The following is an 18956-nucleotide window of genomic DNA, read 5'->3' as shown; positions in this document are numbered from 1 at the left end:
CGTGGATGGCAGTACTATCGGATAAAGCGCTGCAATGAGGAACCGGCGAGGCAAAAAAAAGCGCCCTCAGGGAGGGCGCAGGCAAGACCGTGACTAGCAATGAGGGGGAGAAACCATAGCGGGAAACTGGCAATTCCCCTAATGGCTGTGGTGCCTCATCAACACCACGCCTTCAATGTAATCCATTCTCATTATCGCTGTCAACACGAATGCGAACGTTTTTTATTTCATCCGCCTGCCAGATGCAGCCACAGCGGCAGCGTCGCCATGGCCAAAAGCGTCTGGCCGGTAATCAGGGCGGCCATCAGCTCGGCGTCGCCGCCCAGCTGACGGGCCAGGATATAGGCCGATGTGGCGGTCGGTAGGGCCGCGAACAGTAGCGCCACGTCGCGGCTGACTGCATCCAGTCCCAGCGGCAGGGCCAGTGCCAGCACCACGGTCGGCATGAGCACCAGCTTGATCAGATTGGCCGCCCATACCCCACGATCCAGGCGCAGCAGCGCCTGGGGCCGTAGCGCCACTCCTACCGCCACCAGCCCCAGCGGCAGTGCGGCACGCCCCAGCAGCTCCACGGCGGCGCCGCTCCAGCCGGGTAGTCCGATCCCCGTCAGGTTGAGGCCGATACCCGTCAGGCAGGCGAGGATCAATGGATTGCGTATCAGTGCCGCCAGGCTTTTGCCCAGGCTGGAGGTGCCGAGCGTACCGGCGCCGATGAAGCTGGCCACGCAGAGCACGTTGACCAGCGGCACCATCAGCGCCACGGCCACCGCTGCCACGGTGATGCCGGCCGTGCCGTGCAGCGCCGCGGCGCCAGCGACGCCGACATAGGTATTGAAGCGCAGCGCGCCCTGAAAGACGGAGGTGAAGGCCGCCGCCTGGAGTCCCAGCCAGCTATGCGCCAGCCATAGCAGGGCCGCGAATAGCAACATGCCGCCCAGCAGGGCCACGGCCAGGCGCACCACCATGACCTCGCCCACATCGGCCGTCGCCAGAGTGGCGATCAGCATGGCGGGGAACAGCAGAAAGTAGATCAGACGCTCAAGCTGGGACCAGAATTCTCCGTCCGGCTGGCGCAAGCGGCCCAGGACGGCGCCCAACAGGATCAGCAGGAATAACGGACCCAGTGCGTCGGCGACGCCTTGCATATCGGTATCCTTGTGGTTACTGGCCATTTAATGAGCGTTAAACCCTGCGACAACGGTACACGCCTGGCCGAAAGACAAATGCTGTTAAGCTTACCCTCTCTATCCATTGAAGTGCTGCTTTCGCCGCCATGACGTCCCCCTCCCTGCCCGATGCCGGTGAATCCCGTTTCCCCAGGTTGCGCTTGATGATGCTGGCCACGCTGATCACCCTGTGCGTGGCGCTGTGGTATCTGGCGGCCCACCTGCTGCGCGGCGACTCCGATATCGACTGGTATCTCGCCACGCTTCCCTGCGATCTGCCTGCTGCCACCTGTAGCGCCAGCCTTGGCGGGGCGCGTCAGCTCACACTCCGCGTCGACGCACCGGGGGGAATCCGCGCGCTCGAGCCGTTGCCGTTGAGAGTCGAGGTCGCAGGAGTAAACGCCCAGTCCGTGCGCGTCGATCTGGTCGGCCGCGACATGGACATGGGCTTGCATCGCTTCCCTCTCGACGCGCAGGATGGTAACCGGTTCGAGGGGCTCGTCCAGGTGCCCATCTGTACCGAATCGGTCATGGCATGGCAGGCCGAAGTCGTAGTTAAGACGCCCGATGGCCGTCTGGGCAGTCGGTTCGATTTCAGTGTGGAACGGAGCGGATCATGATGGTGAATCGTATGGGGATGGCACTCGTCGCCCTGATTCTCCTGGCGGCAATCGGCGGCTTTTTCGGCTACCAGCAGCTGCGAGAGGAGGACGACGGGATGCCTCGGGGCGGTCCCGTTGAGCTGCCTTCGACACGGGGAGACTTCTCGCTGACCCAGTTGCAGGAGGACCAGGTGGCGGTGCTGTTCTTCGGTTACACCCATTGCCCCGATGTCTGCCCCATGAGCCTGGCGGTAATGCGTCAGGTGATGCAGGGGCTGGACGAGGAGCAGCGGCGTCGGGTAGTGCCGGTATTGGTATCCGTGGATCCGGAACGCGACACGCTGGATCGACTGAGCGAATACGTGAGCTTCTTCGGCGACGACTTCATCGGCGCCACCGGCAGCGAGGAGCAGCTCAAGGAGCTTGCCACCCGCTATGGTGTGGTCTGGCGGCGGGTGGAGACGCCAGACTCGGCCATGCAGTACACGGTCGATCATACCTCATCGCTCTATCTGGTCGACCGCCATGGCAAGATTCGCCAGCGAGTCCTCTATTCGCCGACACCGCAGCCGCTGCGCTCGGCGCTGCACAGCGAGCTGGGCATCGAAAGCTGAGCGGTCTAGCGTTCCGGACGCTCCTCCAACTGGTCGATCATCGCCATCAGTGATCGCACCTGCACCCCTTCGCGGGTGTCGTGTAGCGGATCGAGCTGCCAGGTACTTTCCGCGAAACCCCACCAGTCCCAGCAGCCCTGAGGATTGGCGAGGCTGGTGGTCGCCTGCGGATAGAGCACGACTCGTCGGTTGGCCGTGGCCCACTCATTGAGCCCGCTGTGGCGTACGAAGGCATCGTCGATCTGTTCCAGTGTCATGCCGCAGCCATGCAGCGCGACGGTCAGGCCGCAGCCGCCCGATTCGCATGCCTCGGGTATCAGCACGTAGCCGATGTCTCCCAGGCCGCGTGCGTCGAAGGTCGTCTGATCGAAGCGCTCCAGGCGCGCGACGTCGTCTTCCGTGGGAGGCTTCAGCTCATCGTGCAGCCAATTCAGGGCTTCACCGGCGATGTCGATACCGCAGGCCAGCAGGTGCGTGCCGCCACCGTCCCGGCATTCGCCCATCTGACTCGGCGACAGCCGCTCGTCGGCTTCGACGGGCCAGCCATGACCGACTCCGGGCGAACGGACCACCTTGAGCTGCGAGTCCGGCTCGGCGAGCCAATCCTCGAGCTGCTCGACCAGCGCCCTGCCCAGCGAGGGGTCAACGACGGCGTCCTTTTCGCCATACCAGACGAAGGCGCGCAGCGAGGCCAGATCCTCCTCCTCACCCACCAGCTCACGGGCTCGATAGTCACGCAGGCGGATGGCGAGCTCGCCCAGGTCGGGGTCGCCGTGGCGTGTCGTCATGCACTGTCCCAGCGCGCGCCCCAGGCCACCCTGGGCACAGCTCCAGGGACCGGCGGCGAGCACCGCCAGGCCCGTAAAGCGACGGGGCCAGGCCACCGCGAGCTGGGTGGCCATGTAGCCGCCCGAGGAGACCCCGATGACGCTGACGTCATCGGGGTCGGTGGCGAGTGGCGGCAGCTCGGAAGGAGAGCTCTCGGCCCGCGCGCCGGCGGCGAACAGCAGCCCGGCCAGCAGGGCGGGCACTAGCGGGACCGAGCGGGCGTCAATCCATGACATCGAGGAGTTCGACCCGGAAGATCAACGTCTCATTGGGGCCGATGGGACCCTGGCCCTGGGCGCCATAGCCAAGCTCGGGGGGAATATAGAGCATCCAGGTATCCCCCACGCTCATCATCTGCAGGGCTTCCTGCCACCCCTCGATCACCTGGTCCACCCGAAAGCTCAGCGGCTGGCCGCGTTCGAAGGAGCTGTCGAAGACGGTACCGTCGACCAGCGTACCCTCGTAATGCACTTCGACGTGGGAGGTCGGTTCGGGGCTTTCACCGTCGCCGCTCTCGAGTACCTCGTACTGCAAGCCGGAATCGGTGGTGGTGACCTCCTCGCGCTGCGCATTCTCTTCGAGGTAGGCCTCTCCTTCGGCGTGATTCTGCTCGGCCAGCTCTTCGGCCTCGGCCTGACGGGCAGCCAGCGCCTCCTGCTGGAATCGGCTCAGCGTTTCGGCCATCTCGTCTGCGTCCATGGCCGGTTCGTTGCCCTCGATTATGTCGCGAATGGCATCGGCGAAGGCGTCCACATCGAGGTCGGAATATTCCTGAGCGATGCTCTGGCCATAGGCAATGCCCAGGCTGTAACTGAGACGCTCGTCCTCTGTTTCCGGTGCGGCCAACGCGACTGGCGCCGCGGCCAGCAGAGCGGCCACGGAGGCGAAAGTCAGCAGTGTTTTCATGCAGAGTCCTATCGAAGGTTAATGGGGCGGTCGGCTTGACCTCATTATCGGACTCTAACAGGGCCGGGTCGGTTCCGCACCCGCGGGCGCGCCGCCCCTGCGGCGGTCAAACGACCAGCGTGGGGCAGTGGGCGGATCCCGCCACCCGCTGGGCGACGCTGCCCAGCAGCAGGCTCTTTTCGCCGTTGGTGCCCTGCGCGCCGATCACGACCAGGTCGCACTCGCGCTTGAGGGCGAAGCGCACGATAGTGCGCGATGGTCGCCCGCCCTTGACGAAGGCACGCAGCCTGTCCGGATCGGCGCCCAGAGCCACGGCCTCGCTCTTGGCATGCACGGCGATCTCGGTGGCGTACTCCTTGAGCGCGTCGTCGGGGATATCCAGCTTTTCGGGGCGCACCATGGAGAGCGAGGCTTCCAGCAGGCTGTGATGCTTGAACACACATAGTATGTAGAGTTCGGCGCCGGTCAGCAGATGCAGCGCCACGGCCTTCTGAAGCGCCTTGAGAGCCCCCTTCGAGCCGTCCACCGGTACCAGTATTCGATTGAACATCACCGTCTCCTCAGGTCGGTTCCGCCATCAGTTGAACGCCACGTCCCGCAGGAACAGGGCGATCTGCGGGAACATGATGATCAATGCCGCCGACAGGATCAGCATGAAGATGAACGGTGGCGTCCCACGAATCACTTCCCAGTAGGGGCGCTTGAATATGGCGATGGCGGTAAAGATATCGCAGCCGAAGGGCGGCGTGGCCGAACCGATCGCGACCTGTAGCGTGATCAATACCCCCACCAGCACTGGATCGAGACCCGAGGCCGCTATCGCCGGGGCGAAGATCGGCGTCAGCACCAGGATCACCACGATCGGGTCGACGAACATGCAGGCGATGAAGAAGGATATCGAGATGGCCACCAGCACACCGATCGGTCCGGCCTCGTTGACACCGAACGCACCCAGCAGGGTCTGCGGAATCTGGGCGAACGAGATGATCCAGGAGAAGCCGTTGCCCACCGCCACCAGGATGAACACCACCGCGGTGATCAGGCCGGTGGACTTGGCGATGGTGTAAATGTCCGGCAGCTGCAGCGAACGGAAGATCACGAACTCGAGCAGAACGGCATAAAGTACGCACGCTGCCGCGGCCTCGGTGGGGCTGAAGATACCGCCATAGATACCGCCGACGATCAGCACCGGGAAGCCGAGCGGCCACAGCGCGTCGCGCACGGCCCTGACGCGCTCCTTCCAGCTCGACTTGGGCTCCGCGGGAACCTTGCGAACGATGGCGTAGATCACGCAATAGGCCGAGAACATGGCCAGGATCAGCAGGCCGGGGCCTATACCGGCGATGAACAGCTCGCCGATCGAGGTGCCGGAGATGACCCCGTAAATGATCATGCCGATGCTCGGCGGTATCAGAAAGGCGATATCGCTGGAGTTGATGATCAGCGCCAGGGTGAAGGAGTCCGAGTAGCCGGCCTTGAGCAGGCGTGGCCGCAGCGGCGAGCCCACCGCCACCACGGTGGCCTGGGTCGAGCCCGATACGGCGCCGAACAGGGTGCAGGAAGCGGCGGTACTGACCGCCAGGCCGCCCTTCACGTGGCCGACGAAGCTCATGACCATATCGATCAGGCGCCCGGCGGATTGGCCGCGGGTCATGATGTCGGCGGCCAGAATGAACATCGGCACGGCGATCAGGGCGGTGGGGCGAATGCCCCCCATCATCTGCTGGATGAGGGTTTCCATTTGCCCCAGCCCGCCGAAGGTCATGAAGAAGCCGACGAAGGCTGCCGTCGCCAGCGGAATCATCATCGGGAACCCCAGCAGGAGGAGCACGATCATGATGGAAAGTATGATGGGTGTCATGGTTATTGTTCCTCAGCCCTGCGTCAGACTTCCGTTTCCGTATCCTTGTATCCATCGACCACGTGGGTCGACAAATAAACGTCACGGGAGGTGAGATTCTTGACCGCGGTGAGCAAGTACTGGATCCCGGTAATGGTGAAGCCTACCGGTACCCATAGATAGATCATCCATACCGGAACGCTCAGCGATGGCAAGACTCGTCCCCGGTCGTAGAGAGTCTCGATATAGCCGATGGAGAAGTAGCAGAGCACGAACATCACCAGCGAGGTGAACAGACAGATCGCCACCATCAGCCAGCGACGAGCGCCGGTGGGCAGGGCATCGTAGAAAGCGGACATGCGGATGTGCCGGCCGTGCCGTGCCGCATAACCGAGACCGGCGAAGGTGACCATCACGATCAGGATGCGGTTGATCTCCTCGGAGAAATGCAGGCTCTCGCCAAGGGCGAAGCGGCTGATCACGTTGGCGACGGTATTGACGGCCATCAGGATCACGCCCAACGCCAGGATGGCCGATTCGGCGCGGCTGATCCAGGTGTCGAGGATGCCGAGAGGGCCAGGAAGGGTGGAGCGATAATTCTTTTCGGATTCTTCTTCAGTCATGCGACCGATCTCCTGGATACTTCCCTGCAAGATAGTAGAGCGCTTTTCTCGACCTCAAGGGTAAGCAACGGTGCGGCAAATGAGCGCCGAAACCTTCAACGCTGTTTGGCCGGGAAGCGCACCGGCCGGAAACGTAAGGGGGTAGCCAGATGGCTACCCCCCTGCGACGGCAAGCCGAAACGGCTTACTCTTCGGTCACGGCTTCCAGGTCGGCCTTGAACTGCTCGAGCAGCTCACGTCCGCTTTCGCCGGTCATTTCGATGAAGCGCTCCTCGACCTGCGGCGCACGCTCGCGGAAGGCTTCGATCTCCTCCTCGTCGAGACGCGTCACGGTCACTTCGTCGGAGTCCTCCTGGATCTTCTGCAGGGACTCCTCGGCCAGGCCGGAGATATGCTCGATGGTATGATCGTAGGCCGCTTCCGAGGCCTCGCGGATCAGCTCCTGGTCCTCCTCGGGGAGACCGTCGAAGAAGTCCTTGTTGGCCATCATTGCGGTGGTGAACCAGCCATGGCCGGTGAACACCAGATGCGGGGAAACCTCGTAGAGACCGCCGGATTCGATCCAGAAGATGGGATTTTCCTGACCCTGAATGATGCCGGTCTGCAGGCCGCCATACACCTCGCCCCAGGGCAGCGGGGTGGGGGTGGCGCCGAAAGCGCGGTAGGTCTCGGAGAGCAGCGGGTTGGTCATGGTGCGGATGTTCTTGCCGCGCAGATCTTCCGGGCTGCGAACAGGCTCATCCACGGTGATGACCATTTCGCCTTCGGGATACATCTGGAGGAGTTCGAGCCCCTGCTCGGCGTAGAGCTCGGGGAACATTTCGTTGATCGCCTTGCTCTCCTCGAAGAACTCGAGCACGGTTTCTTCGTCGGTGGGCAGCAGATAGGGAATGAAGAAAATCTGAGCTTCGGGGATCAGCGCTCCGGTGAAGCCAGGCGACTGGTTGACGAACTGGAGAATGCCAGCCTGCGTCTGCTCCATGATATCGTCGGATTCACCCAGCTCGCCGAAGCGATAAACCTGAACGGTATGATCGGAGTTTTCCTCGATATGCTCCTTGAAGGCGACAGCGAAAACATCCTGAACGTCACCTTCGAATTCCTCATGCGCGTAGCGCCAGTCATCGGAATACGCAGCCGTAGACATACCGAATAGCGCTGCGCCGATACTGGCCGTGGTCAACAACTTGGTTGCCTTCATTATTATGTTCTCCTCGCAGGTTGGGCCCGTGAAAGCTATATCTCAAAAACGATATATCAAGCATTACGCATCAGCAGGCGTCAAACAGCCAGTTTGGCTGCATAACTTTTTTCAGGCTAGCGTGCCCCCTACAGAGGGTCAAGCTGGCATTCGAGGGTTTGAACTGCCAAAAGTTGCGCTTTTTTCTGTAATTCCCAGCGCGAAGCAAGGGAAATTTCCAGACTTGAAGCACAAGTGGTTAAAGGGCTCAGGCCACTGCCCTGCTCGGCCAGGCGCTGCAGACGAGCAAGGGTCTCGCGCTCGGCGGCGAGCTCGGCCTGCTTCAATTGCTCGCGAACGTGGGCGACGCCTGCGCTCCGGATCGCTTCGGCTTTCAGTCGGCGGCGCAGGCCTCGCAGTGGCACCGTGACCTCCTCTTGCCAGCGGCGAATGGCGGCCAGCTCGGGCGGTGCCTCGACGAGCCGCAAGCCATGACGATGGAGCCAACAGTGCCAGAGCAGTTCGCAGACGTCGACGCCGGCTTCGTCCTGCAGCAGCAGGCAGGCAGCCTCCACGCCGGGCCGGGCATAAAACGACAGGGCGAAATCCCATAGCGGATCGGTGGCCAGCTGGGGCCACAGAGCCTTGGTCGTTGCGGTAGAATCCTCGTTCATGATCCGGTCGTCGCCTCCGATGCCTGCCACTGAGCGGTATCGGCGATGGCCTTCTCCCTCTGCCAGTTGGAGCCTGCATGATTGCACTGCGCCAGGTTGCCCTGCAACGCGGTACCCAGACCCTGCTCGAGGAGGCCGAGCTGACCCTGCACGCCGGCCACAAGGCCGGCATCGTCGGCCCCAACGGCGCCGGCAAGTCCAGCCTGTTCGGTTTATTGCTGGGCACCTTGGCGCCCGATCGCGGTGAAATCGAGATGAGCGGCGGGCAGCGTATCGCCCATATGGCCCAGGAAGTGGACGCGCTCGATCGCCCCATCGTCGACTACGTGCTCGACGGCGATCATGAGTTGCGCCAGACCGAAGCGGCCTTGGCCGAGGCCCGCGAGCGAGGCGATGCCAACCGCGAAGGCGAGCTGCACGGGACGATCGAGGCGTTGGATGGCTACAGTGCGCCGGCGCGTGCCGCCCAGCTATTGATCGGGCTTGGCTTCGCCCAGGCCGACCTCGAGCGTCCGCTGTCGGCGTTTTCAGGCGGTTGGCGCATGCGCGCCAACCTGGCACGCACCCTGTTCATGCCGTCGGACCTGCTGCTGCTCGACGAGCCCACCAACCACCTCGATCTCGATGCCCTGCTGTGGCTGGAACAGTGGCTCATGCGCTATCCCGGCACGCTGCTGCTGATCTCCCACGACCGCGATTTCCTCGATGCGGTCTGCGACCACATCGTCCACTTCGACCGGCGCCGGCTGGTGCTCTATCGCGGCAACTACACCACTTTCGAACGTACCCGTGCCGAGAAGCTGGCCCTGCAGCAGGCCGAGGCCGCCAAGCAGCAGGCCCGGCGCGAGGAGATCGAGCAATTCGTGGCGCGCTTCCGCGCCAAGGCGACCAAGGCGCGCCAGGCCCAGAGCCGACTCAAGATGCTCGAGCGCATGGGCGACATCGCCGTGGCCCATGCCGATTCGCCTTTTCACTTCACCCTGCCCGCGGCGGAGAAGACCTCGCATCCGCTGCTGGTGCTCGATCGCGCCAGGCTCGGCTACCGCAGCGCCGACGGCCGGGAGACCACCCAGCTCGACGAGGTGAAGCTCACCCTGCTGCCCGGCCAGCGCATCGGGCTGTTGGGACCCAACGGGGCCGGCAAGTCGACGCTGATCAAGTCGCTGACCGGTGAGTTGCCGCTGCTCGCGGGAAGGCGCGTGCCGGGCGAGCATCTCGCCATCGGCTACTTCGCCCAGCACCAGCTCGAGGGGCTCGACATGACGGCGACGCCGTTCATGCACGTGCAGCGGCTCTCGCCCACCGCCAGCGACCAGTCGATCCGCACCTTCCTGGGCGGCTTCGGCTTCCACGGCGACGATGCCTTCGGCGAGGTGGGGCGCTTTTCCGGCGGCGAAAAGGCGCGCCTGGCGCTGGCGCTGGTGGCTTGGCAAAAGCCCAACCTGCTGCTGCTCGACGAGCCCACCAACCATCTCGACCTGGAGATGCGCGAGGCGCTCACCGAAGCCTTGGCGAGCTTCGAGGGCACGGTGATCCTGGTCTCCCACGACCGCCACCTGCTACGCGCCACCGTGGACGAGTTCTGGAAGGTGGCCGATCACCGCGTCGAGCCCTTCGACGGTGACCTGGAGGATTACCGCGCTTGGCTCAAGGCGCGGCTGGAGGGGGAGCGGCGCGAGGCGCGCGCCGAAAAGGCCGGGCGCCTGGCGGAGAGCGCGGCGCCGAAGGACGATCGCAAGGCGGCACGCCGCGCCGCCGCCGAGCTGCGCGAGAAGCTGCGCCCGCTGAAGAAGGCGCGCGACCGCGCCGAGCAGGCCATGGAAAAGGTACAGGGCGAGCTCGCCGCGGTGGAGGAGGCGCTGGGCGAGGCCGATCTCTATACCGAGCCGGCACGCAAGGGCGAGCTTACCGAGCGCCTGGCCCGCCAGGGTGAGCTGAAGTCGCGACTCGAGGAGCTGGAGGCTGAATGGCTCGTCGCCGAAGAGGAGCTGGAAGCAATGGAGGCGGAGCTGCTGGCGGCAGGGAGCGAGTAGTGAACTGACAACAGAGCGAAACCTCTATTTCACGGTGATCTGATTGTCCACCGTCTTCACCCGGTCCTGATCCCGTGCGATGTCCTCGGCTCTCTTGCGCTGCTCCGTGGTCTCAACGAAGCCCTTCAGGATGGCTCGGTCACCGTCCAGATCCACGTCGATGGCCGAGCCGGCAAGGTCCGGTGCTTCAAGGAGCCGGGCTTTGATCTGCACCGCTTCGAGCGAATCCTGCTGTTCGAGCCTGGCAGATTCATTGACGGGGGTGTCGGCGCAGCCGGCCAGAAGACCGAGCATGAAAAGGCCTTGTATCGACAGGATGGCGAACCAGTAGCGTTGACGCATCAGTCGGCGCCCTCCTCTTCGATGGCATCGCGGGAACGGCTGATAAGTCCTTGGCAGTATGCCATGTCGGGGCCTGCGCCGACTTCCAGTAGCGGCAAGAGAGCGGTGATGGGGCCGGCGAGGGCGCCAAGGACAGCGCTTGCGCCGGCCCGCAGAGCAAGGCCTTGCCGATGCACGCTGAGCTCGACATCGTCGAAGGTGCCGCCCAGGTGGAGCGGAGAGCGTCCGACGAAAAGGCTGGGGTCCTTGGGGTGGGCGATAATGCTGATATCCAGGCGTTCCGTATTCAAATTCACCTGGCCACCAAAGGTAAAGGTGGTGTCGGTTGTGTCCACCACGAAGGTGTCCAGCTGGGTTACACCGTCTCTTGCCTGAAGATCGGCGTAAGCGCAATCGATGGGGATGGGATCGCGCCCTCGAATCCAGCTTAGAAATGTCTGGCCCGCATCGATTCCGGCGAGTTCCACGAGCAACGCGTCCAGCTTGCCGCCGGTCATTAGCAGTACCACGCCACCATCGGCAGAGGCCAGAAGTTCCGCAATCGAAGCGCCCTCGACCCAGAGCTTGCCGCGCCCGCCGATGGTGCCGACGCTCTCATCGGCCAGATTCCAATTTTGCAGTAAAGCGTCGAGGTCCAGTTTCCGGAGCTCCACCTGCACCGTGCCACTGGGGGGCTGTGTACTCGCATCGATCTCGAGCGTGAGATCAACTCTTCCTTCTTCGACGCCGAAACTGACGGGGTCGAAGTTTCCGCGCCCATTCTCGAGCACGAAGTTGATGGCTACATTGCTCAATGGAACCTCGCCCGCGAGCACGGACTCGCCCCGGTAGTTAATATTGGCTGCCACCCCAAGCCACCCACCGGTGATGATCGGCGTATCGGGCAGCACGAAGCGGTCGTCGGCTTCGATCTCCTCTGGGGTCGCTCCGGCGAGAAAGCCGAGGTCCTCGATGTCGAGGTACTGGGAGGATAGCTCCCCTTCCAGTCGAGGCGGCGTGGTGCCGGTATCGAGTGTCAGGCGTCCTGCTAGATCGCTGTCGCCAACCTGCCCCTGCATCTCGCTGAAGACCCAGCGCTCGTTTTCCAGGTCCACGTTTCCAGATACGGAATAGGCAGGGAGCTGCGGTAACGCTATGCCTAGCAGGCGGCTCAGGCGCTGTGGGTTCGGGCCTTCCAGTGCGAGTTCGAGATCCAGTCCTTCCAACGCCAGCGGCCGCAGAAGCGTGCCTTGCAATCTGAGCCGCGTGTCGACGATGTCGGCCTCGAGATCCACCGCATACGAACGGTCCGGGTCGCGGGCGGCAAGCAGGGGGTCGCTCCGCAGGGAGAGCGATGCCGGGGCGCCATCGTAGCGACCTTCGCCCTCAAGCCGAAACGTCTGGTTTCCGGTATCGGCGCCCTGGGTTTCCAGGCGCAGGGTCAGTTCGGTTCCGGCCTCGGGGTCAGCGAAGCGAAGCTCCGAGGGCTCGAAACTCAGACGGCCGATGAACGGCAGCAGCAGATCGTCGCGTCTGTCGGTGGGCAGCGTTTCACTCACATGGATGTGCAGATTTCCGGATAGCCTGCCGAGCCGATCCTCCACGGGTGTAAACGTATCACCCAAGCTACTCAGAGCGATGTCGTCGAGTGCGATATCCAGGCGCCCGGATGCCGGGTCTCCGGTCGCGTCCAGCGCAAGCGTGCCGGCAAGAGAGCCGCCGCCAAGGCGAAACCGGAGGGGATCCACCTGCAGTCTGCCTGCGTCCAGGTCGGCGTCGAGTACGAGGTCTTGAAGCACGAGTCCGTTGGGCAGCACCAGGGCAGTGGCTTGCAGGTCCATTTGGCCGTCGAAGCTTCGTAGCGGCACCAGCAGCGATTCGTTCCGGGCCGTATCATCCGACGTTTCGCCAGCGGGAAGGAACTGCGCCAGGTCGATGCGCCCGGCCTCGAGATCGGCTGTGACGACAGGGTGGTCAGCGGCAAGAACCTCCACGCTGCCGGCGATGGAGGTCGAACCGATTTCTCCTTCGACCCCGGTGGCAGACCACTGCTCCCCTTCACGGCTCAACCGGCCCGCGAGCCGGTATTCTGGCAGGGGGGGCAGCACCGGGCCGATCCAGGCTTCAAGATCGCGGCCACTTTCGTCGTTCAGTATCAGGTCTGCTGAAAAGGTTTCGGGGCTGAGGATCAGATCCAACGTGGTATCCGCCTGGACATGTAGTCCGTCGGAGGTGGCTTCCGCCTCGAGCGGGTAGTCCTCTCGCAGGGTAGTCTCTTCCAGGTCGATCAGAGCGGGTAGGGGAGCGCCGCTGACCTGCATGTCCAGCGGCTTGTCGCGAAAGGTGCCATTCACCGTCAGCCGCAGTCCGGGTGGCTCCCCCCCGCCTTCGTTTTCAAGCATCGCTTCCAGGTCGCTGTCGGTTTCGTCGTGGCGATAGGCAGCACGAGCGTTGGCGATCCGCAAATTGGCAAGCAGCGTGCTGCGCTCGTGGCTTGGGCCCTGCGGGAGTGGCTCGAGGTGGAGCGAGAGGTCGGCATCCAGCGTGCCATCAGCCTCCTGCGGCATGCCGAGCTGGGCCAGGTCAATTTCCTGCAATGAGATGCGCGCCTGCGCGTCGAGCGTCTCGGGGCCGCTCGTCAGCCGCGCATTACCCTCGACGCTACCGTGCGCCATCTCGAAGGAGAAAGGCTCGAGTGACGCCGTATGCTCGGCGAACCGAAGCTGTCCCTGGAGGTTGTGAATCGCCGTGTCGGCAAACCTGAGGCGATCCACCGCGAGTGCAACCTCGCCTCGCCAGTTCGGCAGCACGGGAATCGAGACTGCCGTCTCTTTCTCTGATTCCGGCGTGGCCTCACGCAATGCGGCGACATCGAGTTCCGGTGAGGAGAGCCGGCCGTCGAATGTCGGTGCCTTGCCTGAGTTATCCAGCGACAGCTCACCGGTGATGCGACTCCCGGCAGCGGAGGCGTCGATGTCGCGCAAGTGCCACTCGCTGCCATCGCGCTCGAGGTGTGCCGCCATTTCTAGGCGATCCAGCTCGACTGGCGGCAGCTCCAACCATTGTGACCAATGGGTAAGGTTCTCCAGGATGAGCTCCCCGTCCACCTGAAATCGCTCCAATGACGGAGTTTCGGGTGCCTCGAAGCTTCCCGTGAATCGACTCTCCCCGGAGCTGAGCGAAACTTCGCCGCCGAAGGCCTGGGCACCATCCGTGAAGGCTTCGATGGGATCGGTTTCAGCCTCCAGCTCAAAGCGCCGCTCCTGAAATGTCAGTGTCGCCCTAGTGTGCAGGGCCTCGTCATCAGTTTGAACCTCAAGGTTGGATATGAATAGGTCGAGGGGGGTATCGGCCTGGGCGGCTCGGTAGTGCACCTCAGAATCGAATACGGAGAGATCGGGCAGGGGTGAGGCGGCACCTACTTGTGACTGTGCCTGCTGATCCTGTCGATCCTGCCGCCCGTCGCCGAATTCCCAGCTGTTGATGCCATCGGCACGCTGTTCCAGGTTCAGGGTCGCGCTGTCGATTCCGATATCATTCATCGTGACCTGTCCGCGGAGCAGGTCGCGGAGAGAGGGCGCGAGGCTGATGCGCTGCGCCTCAAGCATGTGCGGCGAAGCGGCCCAATCCGGATTGTCGAGCGTCACCTCATTCAGCGTTAACTCTGGTCGTGGAAACAGGTCGATTCCCACATCGCCGCGTATGGCCACTTGGCGACCGGTGGCCTCCTCGATGCGCTCGCTGATGACCGGCTTCAGGAAATTCCAGGGCAGAAGTGCCGCCGCCGCGACGAGCAGTACCGCGAACAGGAGCGGAACTATCCACCACAGATGTTTCGAAGAACCCTGTTTCATCAGCCCGCTACCCTATTCCATTAGCTCGGGTCTATTGGTCCACCTGAGGATGGTGCGCGGCCTGGCAGACGGCAATCCTGCCCACGAGGCTTGCCAGCTTCGCACCATCCAACCGGCCTATGCTTGGTTCGGCTTACTGACCACTCTCAGCTCTCAAGCAGAAACGTCACCGGCCCATCGTTGACCAGCTCGACCTGCATGTTGGCGGCGAACTCGCCGCTCTCTACCCTGGGCCAGACCGCTCGGGCACGCTCGAGCAGGTAGTTGAACAGCCGCTCGCCCTCGTCCGGTGGGGCGGCGCTGGAGAAGCTCGGTCGCAACCCCTTGCGCGTGTCGGCGGCCAGGGTGAACTGCGAGACCAGCAGCAGCCCACCGTCGACCTGCTGCAGGTCGAGGTTCATCTTGCCCGCCTCGTCGCCGAACACCCGATAGCGCAGCAGCTTGTGGAGGAGCCGCTCGGCGGCGGCCTCGTCGTCGCCCTTCTCCACGCCGACCAGGGCCAGCAGGCCATGAGCGATGGTGCCTACCTCCCGTTCGTCGACCGTCACGCTGGCGCGGCGCACGCGCTGTATCAGGGCTTTCATCCGGCGAGCTTCCTTGCGGCTACGGTTCGCCGTCAGGGTATCATGCGCGCGCTCGAGGCCAAGTCTTCACCAGGCCCGGCAAAGCATGATGTCGCAGTGCGGCTCGCACAGCAGAGCCTCGGTGATGGCACTCTGTCGACCCAACTGGCCGCGGCTGCTCAGCGCGAGCAGGTCCGGTGGCTGGCGCCGTAGCCGGGTGAGCAGTACCTCCAGCGGATCGCCCTGCTCGAGTACCAGCTCCACCTCCGGCACGCTGTCAAGTTCGCTCATCAGTTGATCGGTTTCCCGTTCGAGCTGACAGCGCAGGCGCGCCACCTCGCTGTCGCGCCAGCGCGCGTAGTTCTGGTCCGAGCCCAGGACGCGCTCGCCGGCGATGTTCCAGGCGTGCAACAGGGTCAGGCGGGATTCGGGAAAGCGCTTGAGCGCTTCGCGCAGGGTATGGCGGCTCGCCAGCGAGAAATCCACCGGCACCAGGATATCCTCCCAGTCGCGATTGGCCGGTTGGCTGACCGAGAGCACCGGGCAGGGGGCGCTGCGCAGCACTCGCGCCAGGGTGGTCCCCGCGATCAGGTCGGGCTGGCCGCGCTTGCGATGCGAACCGAGCACGATCATGTCCGCATCGCGATCATAGGCTTCGCGGACGATTTCGGCGTAGGGCGCTCCGGCTACCGTCTGCAGCATCACGCTCGGTGCCGATAACGCATAATCCTCACGCAGATCCGTCAGCATGGCCTGCATGTCGGCCACCACGGCTTCTTCCAGGTCGTGCAGCACCCGGTGCGGGAGGTAGGGGTCGAGCACATGAAGCACATCCAGGCGTGCGCCGCTCTCGTTGGCCAGTCGTATCGAGCGGGCATAGGCGGCGCGGTTCTCGGCCGAGAGATCGCAGGCGAACAGCAGGGTCTGGGTCATGAGTCTCTCTCCGTAACGGAAGATGCGGCGAGCAGACTTCAGCATGGGCGGCACCCGTCGTGGGCGCAAGGCGTGCCTGTCACCACCAAGGGTGGAAGTGGTGAACCGGCCCCTGTCCCTGGCCCACATCGAGACGCCGACTCTCGGTCAGTGCCGTCTCGAGCCAGCTCTTGGCCGCTATCACCGCCTCGGACAGAGTGTCGCCCAGCGCCAGACGAGCGGCGATGGCCGAGGAGAGCGAACAGCCGGTGCCGTGCAGGTTGGACGTACCGATTCGGGTCCCCTCGATCCAGCGCGTCTCGTCGGCCGTGATCAGCAGGTCGGGGCAGTCCTCGCCGCGCAGGTGACCGCCCTTGAGCAGTGTGGCGCCGGCGCCGAGGGCCGCCAGCCGAGGTGCCATCGCCGCCATGTCATCGCGCGATGCCGGGGCGCCGCCGCTCAGCAGTACCGCCGCTTCAGGTAGATTGGGGGTGATCAGGTCGGCCAGGGGCACCAGCACTTCGCGTACCGCGGCGATACCGGTCGCTTCGACCAGCACGTCGCCGCTCTTGGCCACCATGACGGGGTCGAGCACGATCCAGCGCGGCCGGCGTGCCACGAGCGCGTCGCGAATCGCCTCGGCCACCTCGCGATTGGCGACCATGCCGATCTTGACCGCATCGATCGCCACGTCGTCGAGCAGGGTATCGAGCTGCAGGCGGATGAACTCCACCGGCACTGGATGCACGCCTCGCACGCCCCGAGTGTTCTGTGCGGTCAACGCCGTGATGACGCTGCTACCATAGGCGCCCAGTGCGGAGAAGGCCTTGAGGTCGGCCTGGATGCCGGCACCGCCGCTGGGATCGGAACCGGCGATGGTAAGCACGTTGGGGATGGAACGGGTCGAGGTCATGGGATCTTCGTCTCGCATCGTGAATGGGCCTGGGAGGCGAAATGCTGAGTCTGTTCGTGGTGGCGCTGGCCAGCGCCACCTTGTTGCCGGGAGGCTCCGAAGTCTGGCTGGCGCGCCTCTGGTGTCTGGGTGAGCCGGAATCGATGCTGTGGCTGGTGGCTACGGCCGGCAACACTCTAGGCAGTCTGGTCAATGTCTGGCTGGGGCGCTATGCGCGCCGCTTCCAGGATCGCCGCTGGTTTCCCGCCTCGCCGCAGGGGCTGGCCCGAGCCGAGCGCTGGTACCTGCGCTTCGGCGAATGGAGTCTGCTGGCGAGCTGGGTACCGGTGATCGGCGACCCGCTCACCGTGCTGGCGGGTGTCTTCCGCCTGCCCTGGTGGCGGGCCATCCTGCTCATCGGTCTGGCCAAGGGGGTGCGCTACGCCGTGGTCCTCTACCTGGCTCAGGCCTGGCTCGCTCCCCTCTGCGGCTGACGGTCGAGCCGCCCGCGTACGGCGAAGCTACGGCTAGGCCCGGTCAAAGCACGGATGGCAGCCAGGTGGCCAGACCCGGGAACAGGGCCAGCGCCACCAGCATGCAGAGCTGGAGCAGGATGAACGGGATCACGCCGCGATAGATGGTCGACGTGGGTATCGACTCCGGTGTCACGCCGCGCAAATAGAACAGCGCGAATCCGAACGGCGGCGTGAGGAACGACGTCTGCAGGTTCACCGCGATCATGATGCCGAGCCAGATGGGGTCGAGGCCCATCATCAGCAGAACCGGCCCGACGATGGGCACCACCACGAAGGTGATCTCGATGAAGTCGAGGATGAAGCCGAGCAGGAAGATCACCAGCATCACCACCAGAGTGGCGCCGACCACGCCGCCGGGCAGGGCCTCGAAGAGGCCGGTGACCAACTCCTCGCCGCCGTAGGCACGAAACACCAGCGAGAACAGCGCGGCACCGATCAGGATCAGGAACACCATGCTGGTGACCTGGGCGGTGGTACGTACCACCTCGCGCAGCATCGGCAGGTTCAGGCGGCGATGGGTCAGCGCCAGCAGGAAGGCGCCGGTGGCGCCCACCGCCGAGGCCTCGGTGGGGGTGGCGAGGCCCGCAAGGATCGAGCCCAGAACGGCGACGATCAGCAGCACCGGGGGAATCAATCCCTTGAGCAGCATCGGCAGCAGGCTGCCGTTATGGCCAAGTTCCTGTTTAAGCGCCTCGCGGTCGGCCGGCGGCGCGCATTCAGGCTTCCACCAGGCCACCGCCAGCAGGTAAAGGATATACGCCACGACCAGCAGCAGACCCGGGATCAGGGCGCCGACGAACAGATCGCCCACCGACACCGTCTTGGGGCTCCATACGCCCATGGCGAGCTGGGCGCGCTGGTAGGCGTTCGACAGCACGTCACCCAGCAACACCAGGGCGATGGAGGGCGGAATGATCTGGCCCAGGGTGCCGGTGGCGCAGATGCTGCCGGTGGCGAGCGCCGGCGAATAGCCACGCTTGAGCATGGTCGGCAGCGACAGCAGGCCCATGGTGACCACGGTGGCACCGACGATACCGGTGGAAGCGGCCAGCAGCATGCCAACCAGGATGACCGAGATCCCCAGTCCGCCGCGCAATGAGCCGAACAGCAACGCCATGGCGTCGAGCAGGGTCTCGGCGACCCGCGACTTCTCCAGCAGCACGCCCATCAGTACGAACAGCGGTACCGCCAGCAGCGTCTGGTTGATCATGACGCCATAGAGTCGGTTGGGCATGGCACCCAGCATGCTCGGCTCGAAGGGCACCGGCAGGCCGAGTTGCAGCAGCAGGTGCCCCAGCCCGGCGAACATCAATGCGGTACCCGCCAGGGCCAGCGCCACAGGGTACCCCAGCATCAGCACCGCGCAGACGGCGAAGAACAGGAACAACGGCATGAATTCGAGCAACGCTTCC

At 64.2% G+C, this 18956-nt stretch carries 18 protein-coding genes; 4 read left to right on the top strand and 14 right to left on the bottom strand.

Annotated elements, in window-relative coordinates; genetic code table 11:
• Positions 1–227: 227 nt before the first annotated feature.
• Positions 228–1145 carry an AEC family transporter gene (locus CYJ07_RS07140; protein ID WP_104202997.1) on the bottom strand — a complete coding sequence of 306 codons (918 nt, stop codon included), beginning with the start codon at positions 1143–1145 and terminating at the stop codon, positions 228–230.
• A gap of 128 nt (positions 1146–1273) precedes the next feature.
• Between CYJ07_RS07140 and CYJ07_RS07135 the strand changes: the two genes are divergently transcribed.
• Together CYJ07_RS07135 and CYJ07_RS07130 are read left to right on the top strand one after the other, a co-directional pair.
• On the top strand, positions 1274–1786 hold the full coding sequence (locus CYJ07_RS07135; protein WP_104202996.1) for a hypothetical protein: 513 nt from the start codon (positions 1274–1276) through the stop codon (positions 1784–1786).
• Positions 1783–2382 (top strand): SCO family protein, encoded by a 600-nt coding sequence (locus tag CYJ07_RS07130; protein ID WP_422666948.1) that lies wholly within the window; start codon positions 1783–1785, stop codon positions 2380–2382. The genes CYJ07_RS07135 and CYJ07_RS07130 overlap by 4 nt, the downstream gene beginning before the upstream one ends.
• 5 nt (positions 2383–2387) lie before the next feature.
• Here CYJ07_RS07130 and CYJ07_RS07125 read toward each other — a convergent pair whose 3' ends face one another.
• The 7 genes from CYJ07_RS07125 to CYJ07_RS07095 form a co-directional block, all read right to left on the bottom strand.
• On the bottom strand, positions 2388–3446 hold the full coding sequence (locus tag CYJ07_RS07125; RefSeq protein ID WP_156085479.1) for an alpha/beta hydrolase family protein: 1059 nt from the start codon (positions 3444–3446) through the stop codon (positions 2388–2390).
• Entirely contained in the window at positions 3433–4116 is a 684-nt protein-coding gene (locus tag CYJ07_RS07120) for a BamJ family beta-barrel-assembly machinery protein (protein ID WP_104202995.1), read from the bottom strand. Before CYJ07_RS07120 ends, CYJ07_RS07125 begins: the two co-directional genes overlap by 14 nt.
• A gap of 106 nt (positions 4117–4222) precedes the next feature.
• On the bottom strand, positions 4223–4666 hold the full coding sequence (locus CYJ07_RS07115) for a universal stress protein (RefSeq protein WP_104202994.1): 444 nt from the start codon (positions 4664–4666) through the stop codon (positions 4223–4225).
• A 27-nt stretch (positions 4667–4693) separates the two neighbouring features.
• On the bottom strand, positions 4694–5977 hold the full coding sequence (locus CYJ07_RS07110; RefSeq protein WP_104202993.1) for a TRAP transporter large permease: 1284 nt from the start codon (positions 5975–5977) through the stop codon (positions 4694–4696).
• Between the two features lie 23 nt (positions 5978–6000).
• Positions 6001–6579, bottom strand: coding sequence for a TRAP transporter small permease (locus CYJ07_RS07105; RefSeq protein ID WP_104202992.1), 579 nt, complete (start codon positions 6577–6579; stop codon positions 6001–6003).
• A gap of 184 nt (positions 6580–6763) precedes the next feature.
• Positions 6764–7780 carry a TRAP transporter substrate-binding protein gene (locus CYJ07_RS07100; protein WP_104202991.1) on the bottom strand — a complete coding sequence of 339 codons (1017 nt, stop codon included), beginning with the start codon at positions 7778–7780 and terminating at the stop codon, positions 6764–6766.
• Between the two features lie 128 nt (positions 7781–7908).
• On the bottom strand, positions 7909–8433 hold the full coding sequence (locus tag CYJ07_RS07095; RefSeq protein WP_104203182.1) for a TIGR02444 family protein: 525 nt from the start codon (positions 8431–8433) through the stop codon (positions 7909–7911).
• Between the two features lie 77 nt (positions 8434–8510).
• Between CYJ07_RS07095 and CYJ07_RS07090 the strand changes: the two genes are divergently transcribed.
• Complete coding sequence (locus CYJ07_RS07090) at positions 8511–10466, top strand: ATP-binding cassette domain-containing protein (protein WP_104202990.1); 1956 nt, start codon at positions 8511–8513, stop codon at positions 10464–10466.
• A gap of 24 nt (positions 10467–10490) precedes the next feature.
• On the opposite strand, the gene CYJ07_RS07085 is transcribed toward CYJ07_RS07090, so the two are convergent.
• The 5 genes from CYJ07_RS07085 to thiD form a co-directional block, all read right to left on the bottom strand.
• Positions 10491–10808: a BON domain-containing protein gene (locus tag CYJ07_RS07085; protein WP_104202989.1), complete on the bottom strand. Its 318-nt coding sequence runs from the start codon at positions 10806–10808 to the stop codon at positions 10491–10493.
• A complete protein-coding gene (locus CYJ07_RS07080; protein WP_104202988.1) occupies positions 10808–14641 on the bottom strand; it encodes an AsmA family protein in 3834 nt (1277 codons plus the stop codon). Before CYJ07_RS07080 ends, CYJ07_RS07085 begins: the two co-directional genes overlap by 1 nt.
• A gap of 146 nt (positions 14642–14787) precedes the next feature.
• Positions 14788–15225, bottom strand: a complete 438-nt coding sequence (gene dtd, locus CYJ07_RS07075) for a D-aminoacyl-tRNA deacylase (protein WP_104202987.1) — start codon at positions 15223–15225, stop codon at positions 14788–14790.
• 66 nt (positions 15226–15291) lie between these two features.
• Positions 15292–16137: a universal stress protein gene (locus CYJ07_RS07070; RefSeq protein WP_104202986.1), complete on the bottom strand. Its 846-nt coding sequence runs from the start codon at positions 16135–16137 to the stop codon at positions 15292–15294.
• 79 nt (positions 16138–16216) lie between these two features.
• Complete coding sequence (gene thiD, locus CYJ07_RS07065; protein ID WP_104202985.1) at positions 16217–17029, bottom strand: bifunctional hydroxymethylpyrimidine kinase/phosphomethylpyrimidine kinase; 813 nt, start codon at positions 17027–17029, stop codon at positions 16217–16219.
• 41 nt (positions 17030–17070) lie between these two features.
• Here thiD and CYJ07_RS07060 point away from each other — a divergent pair, with 41 nt between their 5' ends.
• Positions 17071–17502, top strand: a complete 432-nt coding sequence (locus tag CYJ07_RS07060; protein ID WP_104202984.1) for a YqaA family protein — start codon at positions 17071–17073, stop codon at positions 17500–17502.
• Between the two features lie 43 nt (positions 17503–17545).
• Here CYJ07_RS07060 and CYJ07_RS07055 read toward each other — a convergent pair whose 3' ends face one another.
• On the bottom strand, positions 17546–18949 hold the full coding sequence (locus CYJ07_RS07055) for a TRAP transporter large permease (RefSeq protein WP_197038291.1): 1404 nt from the start codon (positions 18947–18949) through the stop codon (positions 17546–17548).
• Positions 18950–18956 lie beyond the last annotated feature (7 nt).

It is taken from the genome of Billgrantia saliphila (genome assembly GCF_002930105.1).
Taxonomy (GTDB): domain Bacteria; phylum Pseudomonadota; class Gammaproteobacteria; order Pseudomonadales; family Halomonadaceae; genus Halomonas; species Halomonas saliphila.
The sequence above is the reverse complement of the archived record's forward strand: the minus strand, read 5'-3'. Positions and strand labels throughout refer to the sequence as shown.

Coding starts and splice junctions, on each gene's coding strand:
- CYJ07_RS07085 (WP_104202989.1), bottom strand. CDS start 10,808: ATGCGTCAACGCTACTGGTTCGCCATCCTGTCGATACAAGGCCTTTTC.
- CYJ07_RS07115 (WP_104202994.1), bottom strand. CDS start 4,666: ATGTTCAATCGAATACTGGTACCGGTGGACGGCTCGAAGGGGGCTCTC.
- CYJ07_RS07120 (WP_104202995.1), bottom strand. CDS start 4,116: ATGAAAACACTGCTGACTTTCGCCTCCGTGGCCGCTCTGCTGGCCGCG.
- CYJ07_RS07060 (WP_104202984.1), top strand. CDS start 17,071: ATGCTGAGTCTGTTCGTGGTGGCGCTGGCCAGCGCCACCTTGTTGCCG.
- CYJ07_RS07130 (WP_422666948.1), top strand. CDS start 1,783: ATGATGGTGAATCGTATGGGGATGGCACTCGTCGCCCTGATTCTCCTG.
- dtd (WP_104202987.1), bottom strand. CDS start 15,225: ATGAAAGCCCTGATACAGCGCGTGCGCCGCGCCAGCGTGACGGTCGAC.
- thiD (WP_104202985.1), bottom strand. CDS start 17,029: ATGACCTCGACCCGTTCCATCCCCAACGTGCTTACCATCGCCGGTTCC.
- CYJ07_RS07140 (WP_104202997.1), bottom strand. CDS start 1,145: ATGCAAGGCGTCGCCGACGCACTGGGTCCGTTATTCCTGCTGATCCTG.
- CYJ07_RS07125 (WP_156085479.1), bottom strand. CDS start 3,446: ATGTCATGGATTGACGCCCGCTCGGTCCCGCTAGTGCCCGCCCTGCTG.
- CYJ07_RS07105 (WP_104202992.1), bottom strand. CDS start 6,579: ATGACTGAAGAAGAATCCGAAAAGAATTATCGCTCCACCCTTCCTGGC.
- CYJ07_RS07100 (WP_104202991.1), bottom strand. CDS start 7,780: ATGAAGGCAACCAAGTTGTTGACCACGGCCAGTATCGGCGCAGCGCTA.
- CYJ07_RS07135 (WP_104202996.1), top strand. CDS start 1,274: ATGACGTCCCCCTCCCTGCCCGATGCCGGTGAATCCCGTTTCCCCAGG.
- CYJ07_RS07080 (WP_104202988.1), bottom strand. CDS start 14,641: ATGAAACAGGGTTCTTCGAAACATCTGTGGTGGATAGTTCCGCTCCTG.
- CYJ07_RS07070 (WP_104202986.1), bottom strand. CDS start 16,137: ATGACCCAGACCCTGCTGTTCGCCTGCGATCTCTCGGCCGAGAACCGC.
- CYJ07_RS07110 (WP_104202993.1), bottom strand. CDS start 5,977: ATGACACCCATCATACTTTCCATCATGATCGTGCTCCTCCTGCTGGGG.
- CYJ07_RS07095 (WP_104203182.1), bottom strand. CDS start 8,433: ATGAACGAGGATTCTACCGCAACGACCAAGGCTCTGTGGCCCCAGCTG.
- CYJ07_RS07090 (WP_104202990.1), top strand. CDS start 8,511: ATGATTGCACTGCGCCAGGTTGCCCTGCAACGCGGTACCCAGACCCTG.